11 protein-coding genes and 1 pseudogene are annotated in these 15,851 nt (G+C 33.3%); 6 read left to right on the top strand and 6 right to left on the bottom strand.

The genetic code is table 11. The annotated features are described in order from the left end of the window. Positions 1-62 precede the first annotated feature (62 nt). The 3 genes from D9V42_RS03525 to D9V42_RS03515 all read right to left on the bottom strand — a co-directional run bounded on the left by D9V42_RS03525 (position 63) and on the right by D9V42_RS03515 (position 5,596). Positions 63-2,222, bottom strand: a complete 2,160-nt coding sequence (locus tag D9V42_RS03525; RefSeq protein ID WP_122063127.1) for an RNA degradosome polyphosphate kinase — start codon at positions 2,220-2,222, stop codon at positions 63-65. A 68-nt stretch (positions 2,223-2,290) separates the two neighbouring features. Next, the gene (ppx, locus tag D9V42_RS03520) at positions 2,291-3,820 is read right to left on the bottom strand and encodes an exopolyphosphatase (protein WP_167456081.1); all 1,530 of its coding nucleotides are present in this window, start codon (positions 3,818-3,820) and stop codon (positions 2,291-2,293) included. A gap of 237 nt (positions 3,821-4,057) precedes the next feature. Continuing rightward, entirely contained in the window at positions 4,058-5,596 is a 1,539-nt protein-coding gene (locus D9V42_RS03515; protein WP_107531486.1) for an AbgT family transporter, read from the bottom strand. A gap of 222 nt (positions 5,597-5,818) precedes the next feature. On the opposite strand from D9V42_RS03515, the gene D9V42_RS03510 reads away from it, so the two are divergent. Beyond that, positions 5,819-6,637, top strand: a complete 819-nt coding sequence (locus D9V42_RS03510; RefSeq protein ID WP_122063123.1) for an SDR family oxidoreductase — start codon at positions 5,819-5,821, stop codon at positions 6,635-6,637. 210 nt (positions 6,638-6,847) lie between these two features. Here the strand turns inward: D9V42_RS03510 and D9V42_RS03505 are convergent, their stop codons facing one another. Next, the gene (locus D9V42_RS03505) at positions 6,848-7,924 is read right to left on the bottom strand and encodes a M42 family metallopeptidase (protein WP_122063121.1); all 1,077 of its coding nucleotides are present in this window, start codon (positions 7,922-7,924) and stop codon (positions 6,848-6,850) included. Between the two features lie 199 nt (positions 7,925-8,123). Between D9V42_RS03505 and D9V42_RS03500 the strand changes: the two genes are divergently transcribed. Beyond that, a complete protein-coding gene (locus D9V42_RS03500; RefSeq protein WP_122063118.1) occupies positions 8,124-8,642 on the top strand; it encodes a thioredoxin domain-containing protein in 519 nt (172 codons plus the stop codon). Between the two features lie 56 nt (positions 8,643-8,698). Here D9V42_RS03500 and D9V42_RS03495 read toward each other — a convergent pair. After that, positions 8,699-10,281: pseudogene (locus D9V42_RS03495) on the bottom strand (FMN-binding glutamate synthase family protein). Positions 10,282-10,471: 190 nt separating this feature from the next. On the opposite strand from D9V42_RS03495, the gene D9V42_RS03490 reads away from it, so the two are divergent. The 4 genes from D9V42_RS03490 (at position 10,472) to D9V42_RS03475 (ending at position 14,273) form a co-directional block, all read left to right on the top strand. Then, on the top strand, positions 10,472-11,248 hold the full coding sequence (locus tag D9V42_RS03490; RefSeq protein ID WP_122063116.1) for a CPBP family intramembrane glutamic endopeptidase: 777 nt from the start codon (positions 10,472-10,474) through the stop codon (positions 11,246-11,248). Positions 11,249-11,351: 103 nt separating this feature from the next. After that, a complete protein-coding gene (locus D9V42_RS03485; RefSeq protein ID WP_122063114.1) occupies positions 11,352-12,002 on the top strand; it encodes an ABC transporter ATP-binding protein in 651 nt (216 codons plus the stop codon). Beyond that, positions 11,999-12,772, top strand: a complete 774-nt coding sequence (locus D9V42_RS03480; protein ID WP_107554347.1) for an ABC transporter permease — start codon at positions 11,999-12,001, stop codon at positions 12,770-12,772. Before D9V42_RS03485 ends, D9V42_RS03480 begins: the two co-directional genes overlap by 4 nt. Positions 12,773-13,094: 322 nt before the next feature. Further along, on the top strand, positions 13,095-14,273 hold the full coding sequence (locus D9V42_RS03475; RefSeq protein WP_107554348.1) for an MFS transporter: 1,179 nt from the start codon (positions 13,095-13,097) through the stop codon (positions 14,271-14,273). A gap of 179 nt (positions 14,274-14,452) precedes the next feature. Here D9V42_RS03475 and D9V42_RS03470 read toward each other — a convergent pair whose 3' ends face one another. Beyond that, positions 14,453-15,823, bottom strand: a complete 1,371-nt coding sequence (locus D9V42_RS03470; RefSeq protein ID WP_122063112.1) for a CitMHS family transporter — start codon at positions 15,821-15,823, stop codon at positions 14,453-14,455. Between the last annotated feature and the right edge of the window lie 28 nt (positions 15,824-15,851).

Raw genomic sequence — 15,851 nt, 5'->3', positions numbered from 1 at the left:
CTAATCTAATAAGTAAAACACTTTAGAGACGTGACTTAAAAGCTAAACGATAGGATAGCAATTTATTTTTTAAAAGATTTTCGAATTTTAGTAAACCAACCTTTGCGATTATTGGATGAAATAACTCGAGGTTGTGCAGATTTTTCTTGTAAAGATTGACCAAATTTTATAGCTTCATTCATCAGATAAGCTTGTGAATTTAATGGTGACAAATTGTTTTCAATATAGTGGTAATTACCATTTTGATCTTGGTAACGTCCTTTTTGATTATCAGAAAGCTGAAGATTCATATAATCTAACAGACGACTTGCAATCGCCTTATCTTCAACAGGGAATAGAATTTCTACACGCTTAATCATATTTCTCGTCATCGCATCTGCAGAAGAGAGATAAATTTTATCTTCTCCATTGTTATGGAAATAATAAATACGAGAATGTTCTAAAAAGCGTCCGACTATGCTCACTACTTCAATGTTTTCACTGATTCCAGGGACTCCTGGTTTTAAGCAACAGATACCACGAATAATAAGTTGTACTTTGACACCAGCACAAGAAGCTTCGAATAATTTGAGTATAATATCCTTATCAGTCAAAGAATTCATCTTCATGATAATCTTCCCATTACCGTGTTCTAGATGAGTCTTAATTTCGTTATCTATACGAGCTAAAAAGACATCGCGGATATCGAATGGCGCAACAATCAGTTTATTATAAACTGGTTTTATTGAATAGCCACTTAGATAATTAAAAAAGTTAATTGCATCTTCGGCAATTTCATTGTTCGTTGTTATAATTCCCATATCAGTATACAGCTTAGCGGTCTTATCATTATAATTTCCAGTTCCTAGATGAACAAAAGAAGTAAGTTTATTATTAATACGTTTAACTACTAGCGAAATTTTACTGTGTGTTTTTAAATGTGTCATACCATAAATAACATGGCAACCAGCGTCTTCTAACATTCTAGCCCAATGAACATTGTTTTCTTCGTCGAAACGCGCTTTTAATTCTACAAGTACGGTAACTTGTTTACCGTTTTCTGCAGCATTTTTCAAGCTATTAATAATAGGTGAGTCTTTGCTCACACGATAAAGTGTTTGTTTAATGGCAATCGTATCAGGGTCTTCAGATGCTTCACGTATAAAGTCTACGATAGGCTCGAAAGATTCATAGGGATGGTGGAAAAATATATCTCTTTTTAAGGATAAATCAAAAATATTATTATCACCTAAAGATTGTGGGATTTGTGGCACGTATTTATTATATTTTAAGTGTTTTAATTTATTAGATAAATGTCCGACTAAATCTGAAAGCATAGTTAAATCGAGTGGTCCATCTAAGAAATAAACATCATTGTCATGAACTTCTAATTGATTCATAATCCATACGATATCTTCATGTGTTGCATCTCTGCCATCTACTTCTAAACGTACAGCTGTACCGCGTTTGCGTTCTTTTAAGAAACGCTCAATTTCAATTAATAAATCCTCTGCACCATCTTCATGGATGGTTAAATCTGCATTTCTTGTAATTCTAAAGGTAAATGTATTTATGACATTAAACCCTGTAAACAAATCATTTATAAAATAAGTGATAATGTCTTCAACCATAATAATGTATTGTTTATCGCCTTCATTCAATGCGTAAAAGCGTGGTATTAATGATGGGATTTGCACAATAGCTGAATTAATTTCATCAGCTGTATCAATGTTTACAAAAATATTTAAACTCTTATTATTTAATTTAGGAAATGGATGGTAAGCATCGATACCTAACGGTGTCAAAGTAGGTAATATACCAACTTTGAATTCTGTTTCAAGTTGTGCTAAGAGCGTTTCTGGTAACTGATGAGGTTTTACGATGTCTACTTGATACTGACGTAAATCATTGATTAATTCGTTATAAACTTCATACTGTAAATCAACGTTCATCTTGTTTTTAATTTTAATCTGATCAAGTTGTTGCTTTGGTGTTAATTGTGCTTTGTTTTCTGGTTTATCATAGCCCATTTTGACTTGATCTTGTAGACCGGCTACCCGTACCATAAAAAATTCATCTAAATTTGAGCTGAATATAGAAACAAAGTTAAGTTGTTCTAATAATGGGTTGTTTTTATCTTGTGCTTCTTGTAACACACGATAGTTAAAATCTAACCAACTTAGCTCTCTATTATTATAATACTGTGGTGAATTTAAATACTTCTCTCCCAAATTTCTATGCATAACTGTTATTACACCTCATTAGTAGTCTTAGATACATGTTTTGCTACACTTAATTTATCATAAGAATTTTAAGATTTTGTAAAGATTATAGAAATGTTTTCCTTTAAGATTTTATCGATATGTTTCTTTTGTCTATGAGCTTGGTATTCTTCGGCTATAGGCGCGCCATTATAATAAACGTAAAGGGTATAACCATCGTTCTCATGTTTAAGATTTAAGCGCTCAACAGCATTTGTGTGAGAAATATTGAGTGCATTAACGAATTTTATAATGCCTCCTAGATATTGAATGTTATCTAGTTCTTTACCACGAAGCCATTTTGTTTCGTGACTAAAGAATTTTAATAGTGATTTATTTTTAAAACTTGCGAGTAACGCTAATTTGACACGATCTTCATGTTTGAAGCCATCTATCATTGAATTGGCAATGATATAATAGGTATGTGGTGAACTAGAATCCGCATCAATAAATCTACCTAGATAATACAAGTACGCGCCCTCAGCAAATAAAGATTTTTCTGTTTCTGAAACTTCAATTTTATCTAATTTAATTAATTGCTCTAAGAGTGATTGTGCTAATTTTACGCGTTGGTTAGCGCTTGTTTCCTCGATACCGTATTCATTCGCTAAATGATACAAAGCATCGGTTCTAATATTTTCTTTCTTAAATTCTTCTGGGTGTCGTTCGCCAATGACATTCATGGCATATCCTTCACGAAGACCTTTTCGAGAGAATGTAAATTGAGTGGCATCTATTTTATTAAATAGCGTGTTAAAGACTGCTACGGCGGGCAGTATAATATCTACACGGTCTCTACTTAGTCCGTCAATATCCTTTAAATCCTCACGTGAACTCTTTTTAATGATTGTATATACTTCTTCAATATTATTCTCTGACATTGTATAGTTGTGTACGCCACCGATAGGGTAAGAGTGTTCAGACTGGTGTATACGTGCTACGTTACGAGCAGAACCACCAATACCTACGAGTGCAACTTCTTGATTTTGTATCCATGGTAATTGGTCAAATTGTTTAGATAAGAATTTTTCCATATCTTTAATTGCAGATTTGTCGTTATGATCTTTACCATCAAAAAATTTGCGTTGTAAAGTAACGACACCGAAAGGAAAACTGTGCGATTCTATTAGAGTCTTATCTTTAAAAAGTGTGACTTCTGTTGAGCCACCACCAATATCAACAGAAACACCATCATTAATATCAGTAGTATGTGTAATTGCATAAAAACCATAAAATGCTTCTTCTTGATCGTTTATAATTTTAATTTTGATATTTAGTTCTTTTTTTATTTTTTCGAGGATTTTATCTCTATTTGTTGATTGCCTGATTGCAGCAGTAGCTACAGGATGTAATGCATCAACTTCGAATTTATCTGCTACTTTTTTAAAGCTACTTAGCGTTTCAGTTAATACTTTAATACCTTCGTCGTTCATTGCTAGATCTTCAGTTAAATATTGGCTTAATCTTGCGGGTGTTTTAATATTTAATAATTCATTTAGTCCTGTTTTTTTATCAAATTCGAAAATAACCAATCTAATGGTATTTGATCCGATATCAATTAATCCTATACGTTCCATAATGCCTCCTAAAATATTAATGAGGTAATTTATATTGCTCTATTTTGTTTACCCATTTCTTAAGTTTATATTACATTAAATATAATAATTTGTTACTAATTATTTTCATACTGCTCAATAGAAATTAATTTAAAATAAATCGCATAAATTACAATGTGCAATATAAAATAGACAAATCCACTAGTTAGCTATATGTACTGACTGTTAGATTTGTCTATTATGTGTGTAATTTTCAACATATTATTTCATATCTAATGGCCCACCAGGACCTAATGGCCAACCTAATAAATACCAAATAATCATAAACAATGGCCAAACAATACTTAAAACGATGGTATAAGGCATTAGGCTTGAAAGTAAAGAACCTAATTTCATATTGTTATCATATTTTTGCGCATAAGATAATAGCAGTGGTAAATAGGGCATCATCGGAGTGATTGGATTACTGATGGAATCACCAATTCTATATAGCATTTGTGTAAACGCAGGATGAAATCCAACAAGCATTAACATTGGTATAAATATAGGGGCCAAAATGCCCCATTTAGCGGATGCGCTACCTATCAATAAGTTAATGAGTGCGCTCAATAAAATAATGCCTAAGATTAATACAATGCCATTTTGCCCTTGGAGTAATGAAGCCCCTTTAACTGCAACAATAACACCGAGATTACTCCACTCTAAGAATGCTAGTAGTTGTGCTGCAAAGAATACTATCACAATAAAAGAACCCATCGAACCCATAGAATCAGCCAACATTTTACCTAAGTCTTTAGAGTTATGAAATACTTTCATTTTAATGCCATATACTAAACCAGGTACTAAAAATAAGACTAAAATAATCAAACCGACGCCATTAATGATCGGTGCATCGTTAAGTAAGCTACCCGTTTTAGCATTTCTTAGAAAACTATTTTGTGGTATTGCTAAAATAATGAGTAAAGCAATCATTGCAAAGAAGCTTATGTTTGCCCAAAAAACGGCTTTATTTTCTTCAGGTGTTAATCCTGTATTTTCTTCATCAACTTTAATATCTGAGTTGGATGTATCATATGTTCCGAGTCTAGGAATGACAAATCGCATGGTTACCCAATATACAGCTGGTAATAAAACGATAATACTAGCTGCTATAAAGTACCAATTCATTGCGACATTTACATGTACATTATCAGAAACGATTTTTGCTGCAGGTTCTGTAAAAGCATAAAGTAAAGCATCAGACATACCAATCATGACATTAGCTGAGAAACCACCAAGTGCTGACGCATAAGCCATAGCTAATCCAGCAATAGGGTGATAGCCTAATTTGATAAACACCATGGCAGTAAGTGGTGGTAACACGATAGTAGCGGCATCACCAGCAGCATTACCTAAGATACCGACTAATATAATTACAGGAATTATAATTTTCTTGGGCGCTTTATGTACTACTTGTATCATCAATTTATCAAAATAACCTGTTTTTTCCGATACACCAATACCAAGCATGACTGCTAATACAAGACCTAGTGCAGGGAATTCAGAAAAATTCTTAACGGCATCATTTAATATCATTGATAAGCCATCACTACTTAAAATACTTTTAATTGCAATGGTATCACCTGTGCCAGGATGTTTAACTGTGATAGGGAAAAATGAAATTATCCAAGTTAATACTGCGAGACCTAAGCACATTAAGAAAAATAAAATACTAGGATCAGGTAATCTGTTCCCAACTTTCTCTACTATGTTTAAAAATCTATTGATAAGCGTTGGTTTTTCTTTTGAATTTAATGACATGAGCCTTACCTCCCAATTAACTTGTCGAAAGTATAACAAATTAAAGTTAATAATTAAATGAAAATTTTGACAACTTAGATAGTTAAATAAATATAATTGTTGTAAACGCTTTTATTTAAAAGACCTAATAAATGAAGTTTTGCAGGTAATTAAAAAAGGAAGTGTATAACTGAGATGTGTTTAGAAGAAAAGCTAATTTTAGAAAAGGAGTCGTGAGTAATCATGGGAAGATTAGAAGAAAAAGTAGCTATATTAACAGGTGTCAGTACAGGTATTGGTGCCGCTACCGCACATGTTTTAGCTAAAGAGGGGGCTCATGTTATAGCGGTAGATATCTCAGAAAGAGTACATGATACGGTTAAAGAAATTAATAATGCAGGGTATAAAGCCTCAGGTTATACAGTTGATATTTCAGATGAACATGCAGTAGAACGATTTGCAGAAGCTATTAAAGAAAAATGCTCAACAATTGATGTACTTTTTAATAACGCGGGTGTTGATCATGCTGCTGGTAGGATACATGAATATCCTGTAGAAGTCTTCGATAAGATCATGGGCGTCGATCTTAGAGGGACGTTTTTAATGACTAAGTTTTTCTTACCATTAATGATGGATGAAGGCGGTTCTATTATTAACACGGCGTCATTCTCAGGTTTAGCAGCAGATTTAAATCGTTCAGGCTATAATGCTGCAAAAGGTGGCGTAATCAATTTCACACGTTCCACTGCAATAGAATATGGACGAGAAAATATTAGAGCGAATGCGATTGCACCAGGTACAATTGAAACGCCACTTGTCGATAAATTGACTGGGACTGCTGATGAAGCGTCTGGTAAAGCATTTAGAGAAAATCAAAAATGGGTTACACCTTTAGGTAGATTAGGAACACCTGAAGAAATTGGGAAACTTGTTGCGTTCCTAGCTTCAGACGACAGTTCATTTATTACTGGCGAGACGATTACTATTGATGGTGGAGTAATGGCTTACACATGGCCTGGTGAAATGTTAAGTGACGATAGCTGGAAAAATACGACTAAATAAAATAAGCAATCTATAATAATGAATAAAATAATTATATAAAACAGCTAGGCTGAGACAAAGTAATTGTCTCAGCCTAGCTGTTTAAGCACATATTGGTCATAGATTAAAGTACTGATGATATGCTAAGTGTATGATGTCTTTTTCCATAGTGTGTAATCATTAACATATAAAAATGAGTTTCATAAAATTACTCAAGTTATGTTAGAAAGATTACCAAATTATTTCTTCTACGACGTCATCATTTAAAGATTTAACAATTTCAGCTACCAGTGCAACTGAATTCTTGTAATCATCTGTGTGTAGTACCGATACATTTGAATGCATATAACGTAATGCGACACCAATAGAAACAGTTGGTATGCCTTCATTCGCAACATGTATGCTACCAGCATCAGTCCCGCCACCAGCTGTAGTATCTAATTGGATAGAAATGTTGTGTTTCTTAGCTACCTCTTTAATATGTTTAGTAAAGCCGACATGCCCGATATTAGAAGCATCCATAATAATGACAACAGGTCCATTACCAATAGCTGTATCACTAACTTGTCCAGACATTCCTGGTGTATCATATGCAATTGCAACGTCAACAGCAATTGCTAAGTCGGGTTTGATTTTATTAGCAGCAACTTTAGCACCACGTAGTCCAACTTCTTCTTGAACATTTGCACCAGCGACTAAATTGACATCGATGGTATCATTTTTTAATTGTTGTAATACATCAACGGCAAGTGCGCATCCATAGCGATTATCAAAGGCTTTTGCAGTTAGATATTTGTTGTTTGCTAATGTTTCAAATTCACTATATGGCGTAATCATATTTCCGATTTCAATACCGAATTGCTCGGCTTCTTTTTTACTTTTAACACCAATATCTATAAACATTTCTTTCATATCAATCGTTTTTTTACGCTCTTCAGGTGATAGTACATGTGGTGGTTTAGAACCGATAATGCCTCTTATTTTCTTACCTTTGTCTGTTGTGACAGTAACTTTTTGTGACAACATGACTTGATTCCACCAACCTCCAATTGGAGTGAATTTTAAAAATCCATCATTATCAATTTTAGTAACGATAAAACCAATCTCATCTAAATGCCCGGCAACCATCAATGTTTTGTTACCATTTGTTGCGGATTTTTTACCAAAAATACCACCAAGGTTGTCTTCTACAATTTCATCACTAACAGGTTTTAAATAATCATGCATTAAAGCTTTCACTTTCATTTCATGACCTGCGATGCCATCGACATCAGTTAAAGATTTTAATAGTTCTACTGATTGATTCATGTTAACCCTCCCAACTTTGATTTATAGATATATTTTACCATTTTAAGATTAATACCATATAGTCATTTGATTTAAATAAAAATTGATAAGAACTGTATAAATCTAAAAACAAATCTTAGTAATTCACTAAGACTAAAAGTGTGCAATAACCAAACAATCGTGTTTCAATAAATATATTAGATAAAATGGAGGGGTTAAAATGACAAAAGTTAATTATCTTACATTGGGTTCAAATGAAGCGCCAATTCAAGTCGAATCTTTTATTAATTTTGCATGTCCATATTGTAAGAACTATTTTAGAGCGGCAGACAAGGCGCTAAAACCATTTATTGAGGCAGGTAAAGTGCAACATGTAATCAAACATTTTGATAAAACTAAGCAAGCTTTATTAAAAGGAACGGTTGCAAATATACATTTAGATTATCAAAAAGTTAATGAAACGATAGAAGTTATACGCGACTTATACGATACGCAAGATGAATGGAAGAAGAGCTTTGCTGCAATTGAGGAAAAAATGACACAAACATTTAACTTAACGCCTAAGAAAGAAGCGGATGAGCGTTCATTAGCAATTAATGAAGAAACATTTAAACGTGGTATTAAAGGCATTCCAACAGTATTTTTTAATGAAGTTCAATTTGAGTTCAACCCATTACAAGATAAACAAAGTGAAATAGAAGCATTGATTACTGACAAAATAAACCAATTAAGTAGATAAAATAAAAAGCACTATGACAACAATATTGAATGATTGTCATAGTGTTTTTAGATTTTCTATACATGTTCTATTAATTTTAATTTATAGTCTTGGATTGATTGAATACTACCATCCTTATTTTTAATAATAATATGCTCTTTAGAAATTTGTGTAGGTGATTCAACGCCAACTGCAGCTGCGATATTAAATAAACCTTCATGCAAACTTGTTACAAAATTAGTGACACGGTATTTTTTTTCATCAATAATTAGTCCTTTTCTCTCTTGGGGTCTGTTGTGGCAACACCTACTGGACAAGTGTTCATATGACATTGTTGACTCATAATACAACCTACACTAATCATCATGCCACGAGCTATGTTGATCAAATCTGCACCTAAACCAAGTGCAATCGCAATCTTGTCAGGTGTGATGAGTTTGCCTGAAGCAAATATTTTAATACGATCTCGAATGCCATACTTTTCTAGTAAAGAAGTAAGTATAGGCAGTGCTGTAAAAAGAGGTAAACCTACACCATCTTCTAATTCTTGGAAAGTTGCACCAGTTCCACCTTCTCCTCCATCTATTGTTATAAAGTTTGGATATTGTTGTGTATCAACCATTGTGCGCACCAGATCTTCTACCTCTGAGACTTTACTGATGACTATTTTAAAGCCAACAGGTTTTTGACCAAGTTGCTGTAATTGATGTACCCAAGAAAGTAATGCAGGCGGATTATTGATTTGCTCAAAACGATTAGGTGAATTTATTGTTTTCCATGGCTCAACTTTACGAATTTCTGCAATTTCTTCAGTGACTTTATTGCCTTGCATATGGCCGCCCCTTGTTTTAGCGCCTTGAGCTAGTTTGATTTCAAATGCTTTAATCCGAGGATGCTGTGATAAATGTGTAAAGGCGTCTGTATCAAAATCACCTTGTTTATCACGTACTCCAAATAGACCAGGTCCGATTTGAAAAATAATATCTACATCACCAGACAGATGGTGTTTTGATAGTCCACCTTCACCTGTATTCATCCATGTACCAGCTTGTCCTAAACCTTTAGAAAGGGCAGTAATAGCATGACTACCTAATGCACCGTAACTCATACCAGATTGACCAACCAAACGTTTAAGTTTGAAAGGGTGTTCAAGCTCTTGTCCGAGTATAATTTGATTGTCGTCTGATAAATAGTAAGGGTCAATTTCTGTTTTTATTCTATGCTCGTCACGATTAAATAGACGCTCATTATCTATCTGATAAATAAAAGAAGATATCATAGGTGATTGATCGATGTGCAATTCTGATGATTGTAAAGGAAACATAGTATTTTGAATATAAAACCCATCTTCATAATCTCGTTGAGTACCAAAACTTGTCATTCTGGAATTATATTTGCCTGCTACAACGATATGAGTGAAATCATTTCTAGAAAAAGGTTTACCTTTAGTATCTGCTAAAAAGAGATATTGACGTAACTCCGGGCCTATTTTCTCACCAAAATACCGTATTCTAGCTAATAAAGGATAATTGCGTAATACGCTATGTTGTTTTTGACGCTTATCTTTAAATAGTAATAGTGCACCTATAATCAGACCACTTATTAGAAATAAAACAATGATTATATTAACAATAAACTGTAGTACGGTTAATATTGTCATAAAGCATCCCCCTATTTAACTATATGTTACAACAAAATGATCATTTTACAATAAAATGACTTAAAAAAGAAAAAGTTACTTAATATTAAAGTTCTAAAAAATGAATTGCTATGAAAAATTTTATAAAACATATATAAGTAATTTGAATCATGATATATTTACAATACATAAATATAAAGGAAGGTGTCTTATGGATGACGAATCAATGCTAAAAAGAACGAAACAATTTCAAGAAAACAACAAATGGCAGAGTAAGCATATTGTGAAAAGAGATTTCTGGCTTATTCCTTTTTATATACTCTTCAATCAAGTTGTACCTTTAATTGTCTTGACTGTAATATTTGGAGTTTTCTTTTTATTTAATATTAAAAGTGAAGTAGTAGGTAATGATTACAAGATTATAAGTGCAATAATCTCTGAAATTATTATTTTGCTAAGTTTTTATTTAATACATAAGAACCATCGATTATTACCGATTGCGATAGCGCGTTTTAAGACAGGTCAAAAATATTTATTCGTCATTTTGATAACTTATATAGTTTCATTAGTATTAATTACTGGATATGAATGGATGACAGATTTTTTGCCTAAATCTCTTCAATATGGGGAAACTCAGAATCAAATGTTACTAGAAGAATTATTTGAAAATAATTGGATGCTACCATTGCTGTTTATAGATATCGTCATTTTAACCTCTTTTATTGAAGAATTAATATTTAGACACTTAATTATTCATGAATTAGGTAAAAAAATCACCTATGGTTTTGCTACAGTTCTGTCAGTGATTCTTTTCGCAAGTGTACATGTTATGGGTGCCACGTCGCCTTTTGAAATAGGAAGTTATATTATCATTGGTGCAAGTCTAGCCTTTGTTTATCTCAAAAGTGGTATGAATTTAGCTGTTTCTATCACATTGCACAGTTTAAATAATTTCATATCATTTATAACAATCGTTATTTTAAAATAACTTTTAAGAACGTGTTGTTAAGTTATATTTTCTAGAAATTAGTTATTTCCATCATTTGTTAGGGAATAATGATGAGTAAAGCAAATATGAGGGAGGCCGAAGCATGTTAGAACTGAAAAATGTTTCATATCATGTTGATAACCGTGACATCATCAACAATATTTCTTTGAAAATTGAGCAAGGGGATACTATTGCGATTGTAGGACCTTCAGGTAGTGGAAAAAGTACATTAATGCGATTGATTAATAATTTAATTAGTCCGACGGAAGGTGAAATATATTTGAATGGTAAGCCTTACGAGCAGATTGATCCAGAAACATTGCGCATGAAAATCAGTTATCTATTACAAGAGAGTGACTTGTTTGATAGAACTATAGGAGAGAATTTAGCTTTTCCAGCAGAAGTGCGTAATGATAAATTTGACCGCAAAAGAGCCAAATATTTATTGAAGTCCGTTGGTTTGGGTCATTACCATTTCAATACAAGAATAGACCATTTATCCGGTGGTGAAAGACAGAGAATAACCATAGCAAGACAGTTAATGTACAAACCACAGATGCTTTTATTAGATGAAGCGACTAGTGCGTTAGACGAGCAAAATAGTGAAAAAATTGAAAAACTAATTTTTAATATAGCCCAAGAAGGTGTCTCTATTTTGTGGATTACTCATAGTAATGAACAAATTAGTAGGCACTTTAAGAAAAGAATTAAAGTCGTTGAAGGTCGAATTGCACAGGAGGATGATTTATCATGAGTACAACTGCGTTAGCATTAACCGGCCTTCTATTGTTATTTCCTATTATCGTCTCTTATAAAGAAAAATTACATATCATTAAAGATTTATTAATTGCTACATTACGTGCAGTGGTCCAACTTGTGATATTGGGGTATCTCTTACATTTTATTTTTGGAGTAAACCAAAAATGGCTACTGCTTACGTTTGTATTAATCATTATTATAAATGCTTCTTGGAATACAATAAGTAGGGCTTCGCCAGTCATGCATCATGTGTTTTGGATTTCATTTATAGCTATATTCGTTGGTGTGGCCTTGCCATTAGTAGGCGTAATCTTAACTGGTGCGATACAGTTTAAACCGAATGAAGTTATACCGATAGCAGGAATGTTGGGAAGTAATGGGCTGATAGCCATCAATTTAGCCTATCAAAATTTAGATAAAGAGTTTGTAAAAGAAATGAGTCAAATAGAAGCTAAATTAGCTTTAGGTGCAAATCCTAAGTTATCATCTAAGGCAACCATTAGAAACAGTATTAAAACAGCAATTGTACCTACGATTGATTCTGTCAAAACATATGGTATTGTCTCTATACCTGGTATGATGACGGGGTTGATACTAGGTGGTGTTGCACCTTTAGAAGCAGTGAAGTTTCAGTTGATGGTTGTATTTATTCATACAACTGCGACGATTATGTCAGCTTTAATTGCGACTTACTTAAGTTATAAACAATTCTTTAATCATCGAGATCAACTGATTGGACGCCATATGCATACGGAAGAAAGATAATATACAACAGTGTTCAAATAGTCTATTTGATTATTGCTAAAATTACTTTTCCAAAAGTAAAATGGTGTACGCAAATTAAAGGTGGGTTTATCATATTTATAGTTGAGACGGTATACCAACAAAGCTAAGTGTTTTGTTGGTATTTTTTAGCGCTTCTTTATAGGTTACTTAAATTTAACAATCCAAAGACGAATGGGTATCTTAACTGCTTACTACATAGGGATAATCATTATCATTTTAAAATGTTCAAACGTGTTGACGAATGGTTTATAATATAATGGTTATGTAAAAATAAAAATTTATAAAAGGGAGGAGTGAATCTATGTCAGTGATGAGAATTGCAACATTCATTTTAAGTATATTTATAGTAGGTATGGTTGAAATGATGGTTGCTGGGATTATGAATTTAATGAGTAATGATTTACATGTCTCAGAAGCGGTAGTGGGCCAGTTAGTGACTTTATATGCAATCACATTTGCTATAGCTGGTCCAATATTAGTAAAATTAACTAATCGCTTTTCACCGAGACCAGTCTTATTATGGGCGTTAGCGACTTTTATTATAGGGAATGTAATTATTGCTATGGCGCCTAATTTTTCAATCTTGGTGTTTGGACGTATTTTATCATCTGCTGCGGCAGCGTTAATCGTGGTTAAAATATTAGCGTTAACGGCCTTATTAACAGCGCCACAACACCGTGGGAAAATGATTGGTATTGTATATTCAGGATTTAGTGGTGCAAATGTGTTTGGTGTACCTATTGGGACGATTATAGGTGACTTAGTAGGGTGGAGATATACATTCTTATTTATCGTCGCAGTCAGCGTGCTAGTGGGTATACTAATGTACTTTTATGTACCACAACCACAATTTGAAACGCCTAAAACAGGTACAGAAACAACGCAACGTACAAGTAGTTATTCTAAAATATTAAGACCGGCAGAAATTGTAAAATATTTGAGTATAACGTTTTTACTACTCGTTGCCAATTCAGTGACATTTATTTATATTAATCCATTGATGCTGAAAAGTGGCCATGATTTATCATTTGTGTCTATCGCATTGTTGATTAATGGTGTAGCAGGTGTAATAGGTACATCAATGGGTGGGTTCTTATCAGATAAACTCACAAGTAAACGTTGGTTAACGATTGCGACAACTATTTTTATCATTATGATGTTAATCTTAAATGTCTTCTTACCGGGCACAGGTCTATTATTGATGGTTATCTTTATATGGAATATCATGCAGTGGAGTACGAATCCTGCTGTACAAAGTGGTATCATCGAACATGTAGAGGGTGATACGAGCCAAGTTATGAGTTGGAACATGTCTAGTTTAAACGCAGGCATTGGTATCGGTGGTATAGTAGGTGGCTTAGTTGTTTCAAAAGTAGATGTTTTTGCAACAACTTACTTTAGTGCCGCGATTGCCTTATTAGCCTTTATATTAATCATTAGTTTGAAAAATATCGCAAAATTTAATAAAGCTCAGACATAAAGTTTATATATGATCATGTGCGAAAATTAGTTACGCATATAGCTAATGAGTCATCATAAAAATCGATAAAATAGTTTATAGATAAATAATGGGGACCACTATCCGAATTACTAAGTAAAATTTAGTATCGGATAGTGGTCCCCATTTTAAGTTTGAAAGTTAAAATTGATATAAGTAATTTAGACTGCTACTACGCCGATTAATACAGCGATAATCAACATGATAATAGCAAATCCCCATATCCAGAAAAAGGCATATTTTATATATGTCCCCATATTTGCCTCTGCAAGACCAATTGCTAACCACAAGGCTGGCGAGAATGGACTAACAAAGGTTCCAATAATATTACCTATTAGCATTGCATATGCTGTAGAAATCGAAGGCACACCAAATTGACTCGCAGTTTGTTCTACGATTGGAAGCACGGCAAAATAATAAGCATCCGTACTCGTAAGTAAATCAAGTGGCACACCAAAGATGCCCACGATGATATGTAAGTAAGGTCCGACTGCGTCTGGAATAATTGTTATGAAGTTGACGGCAATAGCTTCTAACATACCTGTCTCATTTAAAACACCTAAGAACATACCTGCTGCTATAATTACGGCAGCCATCATTAATGCATTAGGTGCATGTGCTTTTAAGCGACTCATTTGCTCATCTACATTTGGGAAATTAATAACCAATGCGATTGCAACACCAATCAAGAAAGCAAACTCTGGTGGTGCGATATTAGCTAACATCATAACGATTACAATAATCGTTAGTAATCCATTTACCCATATAATCCAAGGTTTATCAACTGCAGTACCACGTACTGGGAACTTTACAGCTTGATCTTTTTCATAATTATCTACAATTTTATGAATATCTAGATGTTGCGTATCAGGTACTTCCCCGTTATTAATCTTTTTACTAATACGTGATTTTTCTTTAATGCCTAAATATACTGAGAATAATAATACAAGCGCAAATCCGATTAACTGAACAGGAATAACGCCATACCATAGTTCGTTAACATTTTTGACATTTAATACTGAAGCTGTACGAGCCATTGGTCCTCCCCAAGGAACCATATTCATTATAGCTGCACTTAGTGCTAATAAAAGTAGTAATAAATAGCGATTCATATTTAATGCTTTATAAAGTGGTAATAATGCAGGAATAGATAATAAAAAAGTTGTTGCTCCAGCACCATCAAGTTGTGCGAAGATACCTATTAAAGCAGTAACGATACAGACTACTATGACATTACCTCTAGTGAGTAATATCAACCTTTTTACAAGCGGCTTGAACATACCGCTGTCACTCATAATACCAAAGAATATAATAGCGAAAATAAACATAATAACAACGTTTATAACTTGATCCAATCCACTATTGAAAAATTTCACTAAATCCCCAACATTGTATCCTAAAAGTAATGCGCCAATACTTGGTATTAAAATCATACCAACTACAGGACTAATACGTTGCGCAATTAATAAGCCTACAATGGAAATAATAATCACTAGGCCTACAATTGTTAACCAAATACTTTCTTGTTGCATTTTACTTCCCCCTTAAGTTAAAGCGCTT

This window comes from Staphylococcus pseudoxylosus (assembly GCF_003697915.1).
In the GTDB taxonomy this organism is placed as follows: domain Bacteria; phylum Bacillota; class Bacilli; order Staphylococcales; family Staphylococcaceae; genus Staphylococcus; species Staphylococcus pseudoxylosus.
This window is presented reverse-complemented; position numbering and strand designations above follow the sequence as displayed.

What these genes read in the sequence shown, in the direction of transcription:
- D9V42_RS03475 (WP_107554348.1), top strand. Translation starts at nt 13,095, where the DNA reads ATGTCAGTGATGAGAATTGCAACATTCATTTTAAGTATATTTATAGTA.
- D9V42_RS03480 (WP_107554347.1), top strand. Translation starts at nt 11,999, where the DNA reads ATGAGTACAACTGCGTTAGCATTAACCGGCCTTCTATTGTTATTTCCT.
- D9V42_RS03505 (WP_122063121.1), bottom strand. Translation starts at nt 7,924, where the DNA reads ATGAATCAATCAGTAGAACTATTAAAATCTTTAACTGATGTCGATGGC.
- D9V42_RS03525 (WP_122063127.1), bottom strand. Translation starts at nt 2,222, where the DNA reads ATGCATAGAAATTTGGGAGAGAAGTATTTAAATTCACCACAGTATTAT.
- D9V42_RS03515 (WP_107531486.1), bottom strand. Translation starts at nt 5,596, where the DNA reads ATGTCATTAAATTCAAAAGAAAAACCAACGCTTATCAATAGATTTTTA.
- D9V42_RS03510 (WP_122063123.1), top strand. Translation starts at nt 5,819, where the DNA reads ATGGGAAGATTAGAAGAAAAAGTAGCTATATTAACAGGTGTCAGTACA.
- D9V42_RS03485 (WP_122063114.1), top strand. Translation starts at nt 11,352, where the DNA reads ATGTTAGAACTGAAAAATGTTTCATATCATGTTGATAACCGTGACATC.
- D9V42_RS03470 (WP_122063112.1), bottom strand. Translation starts at nt 15,823, where the DNA reads ATGCAACAAGAAAGTATTTGGTTAACAATTGTAGGCCTAGTGATTATT.
- D9V42_RS03500 (WP_122063118.1), top strand. Translation starts at nt 8,124, where the DNA reads ATGACAAAAGTTAATTATCTTACATTGGGTTCAAATGAAGCGCCAATT.
- D9V42_RS03490 (WP_122063116.1), top strand. Translation starts at nt 10,472, where the DNA reads ATGGATGACGAATCAATGCTAAAAAGAACGAAACAATTTCAAGAAAAC.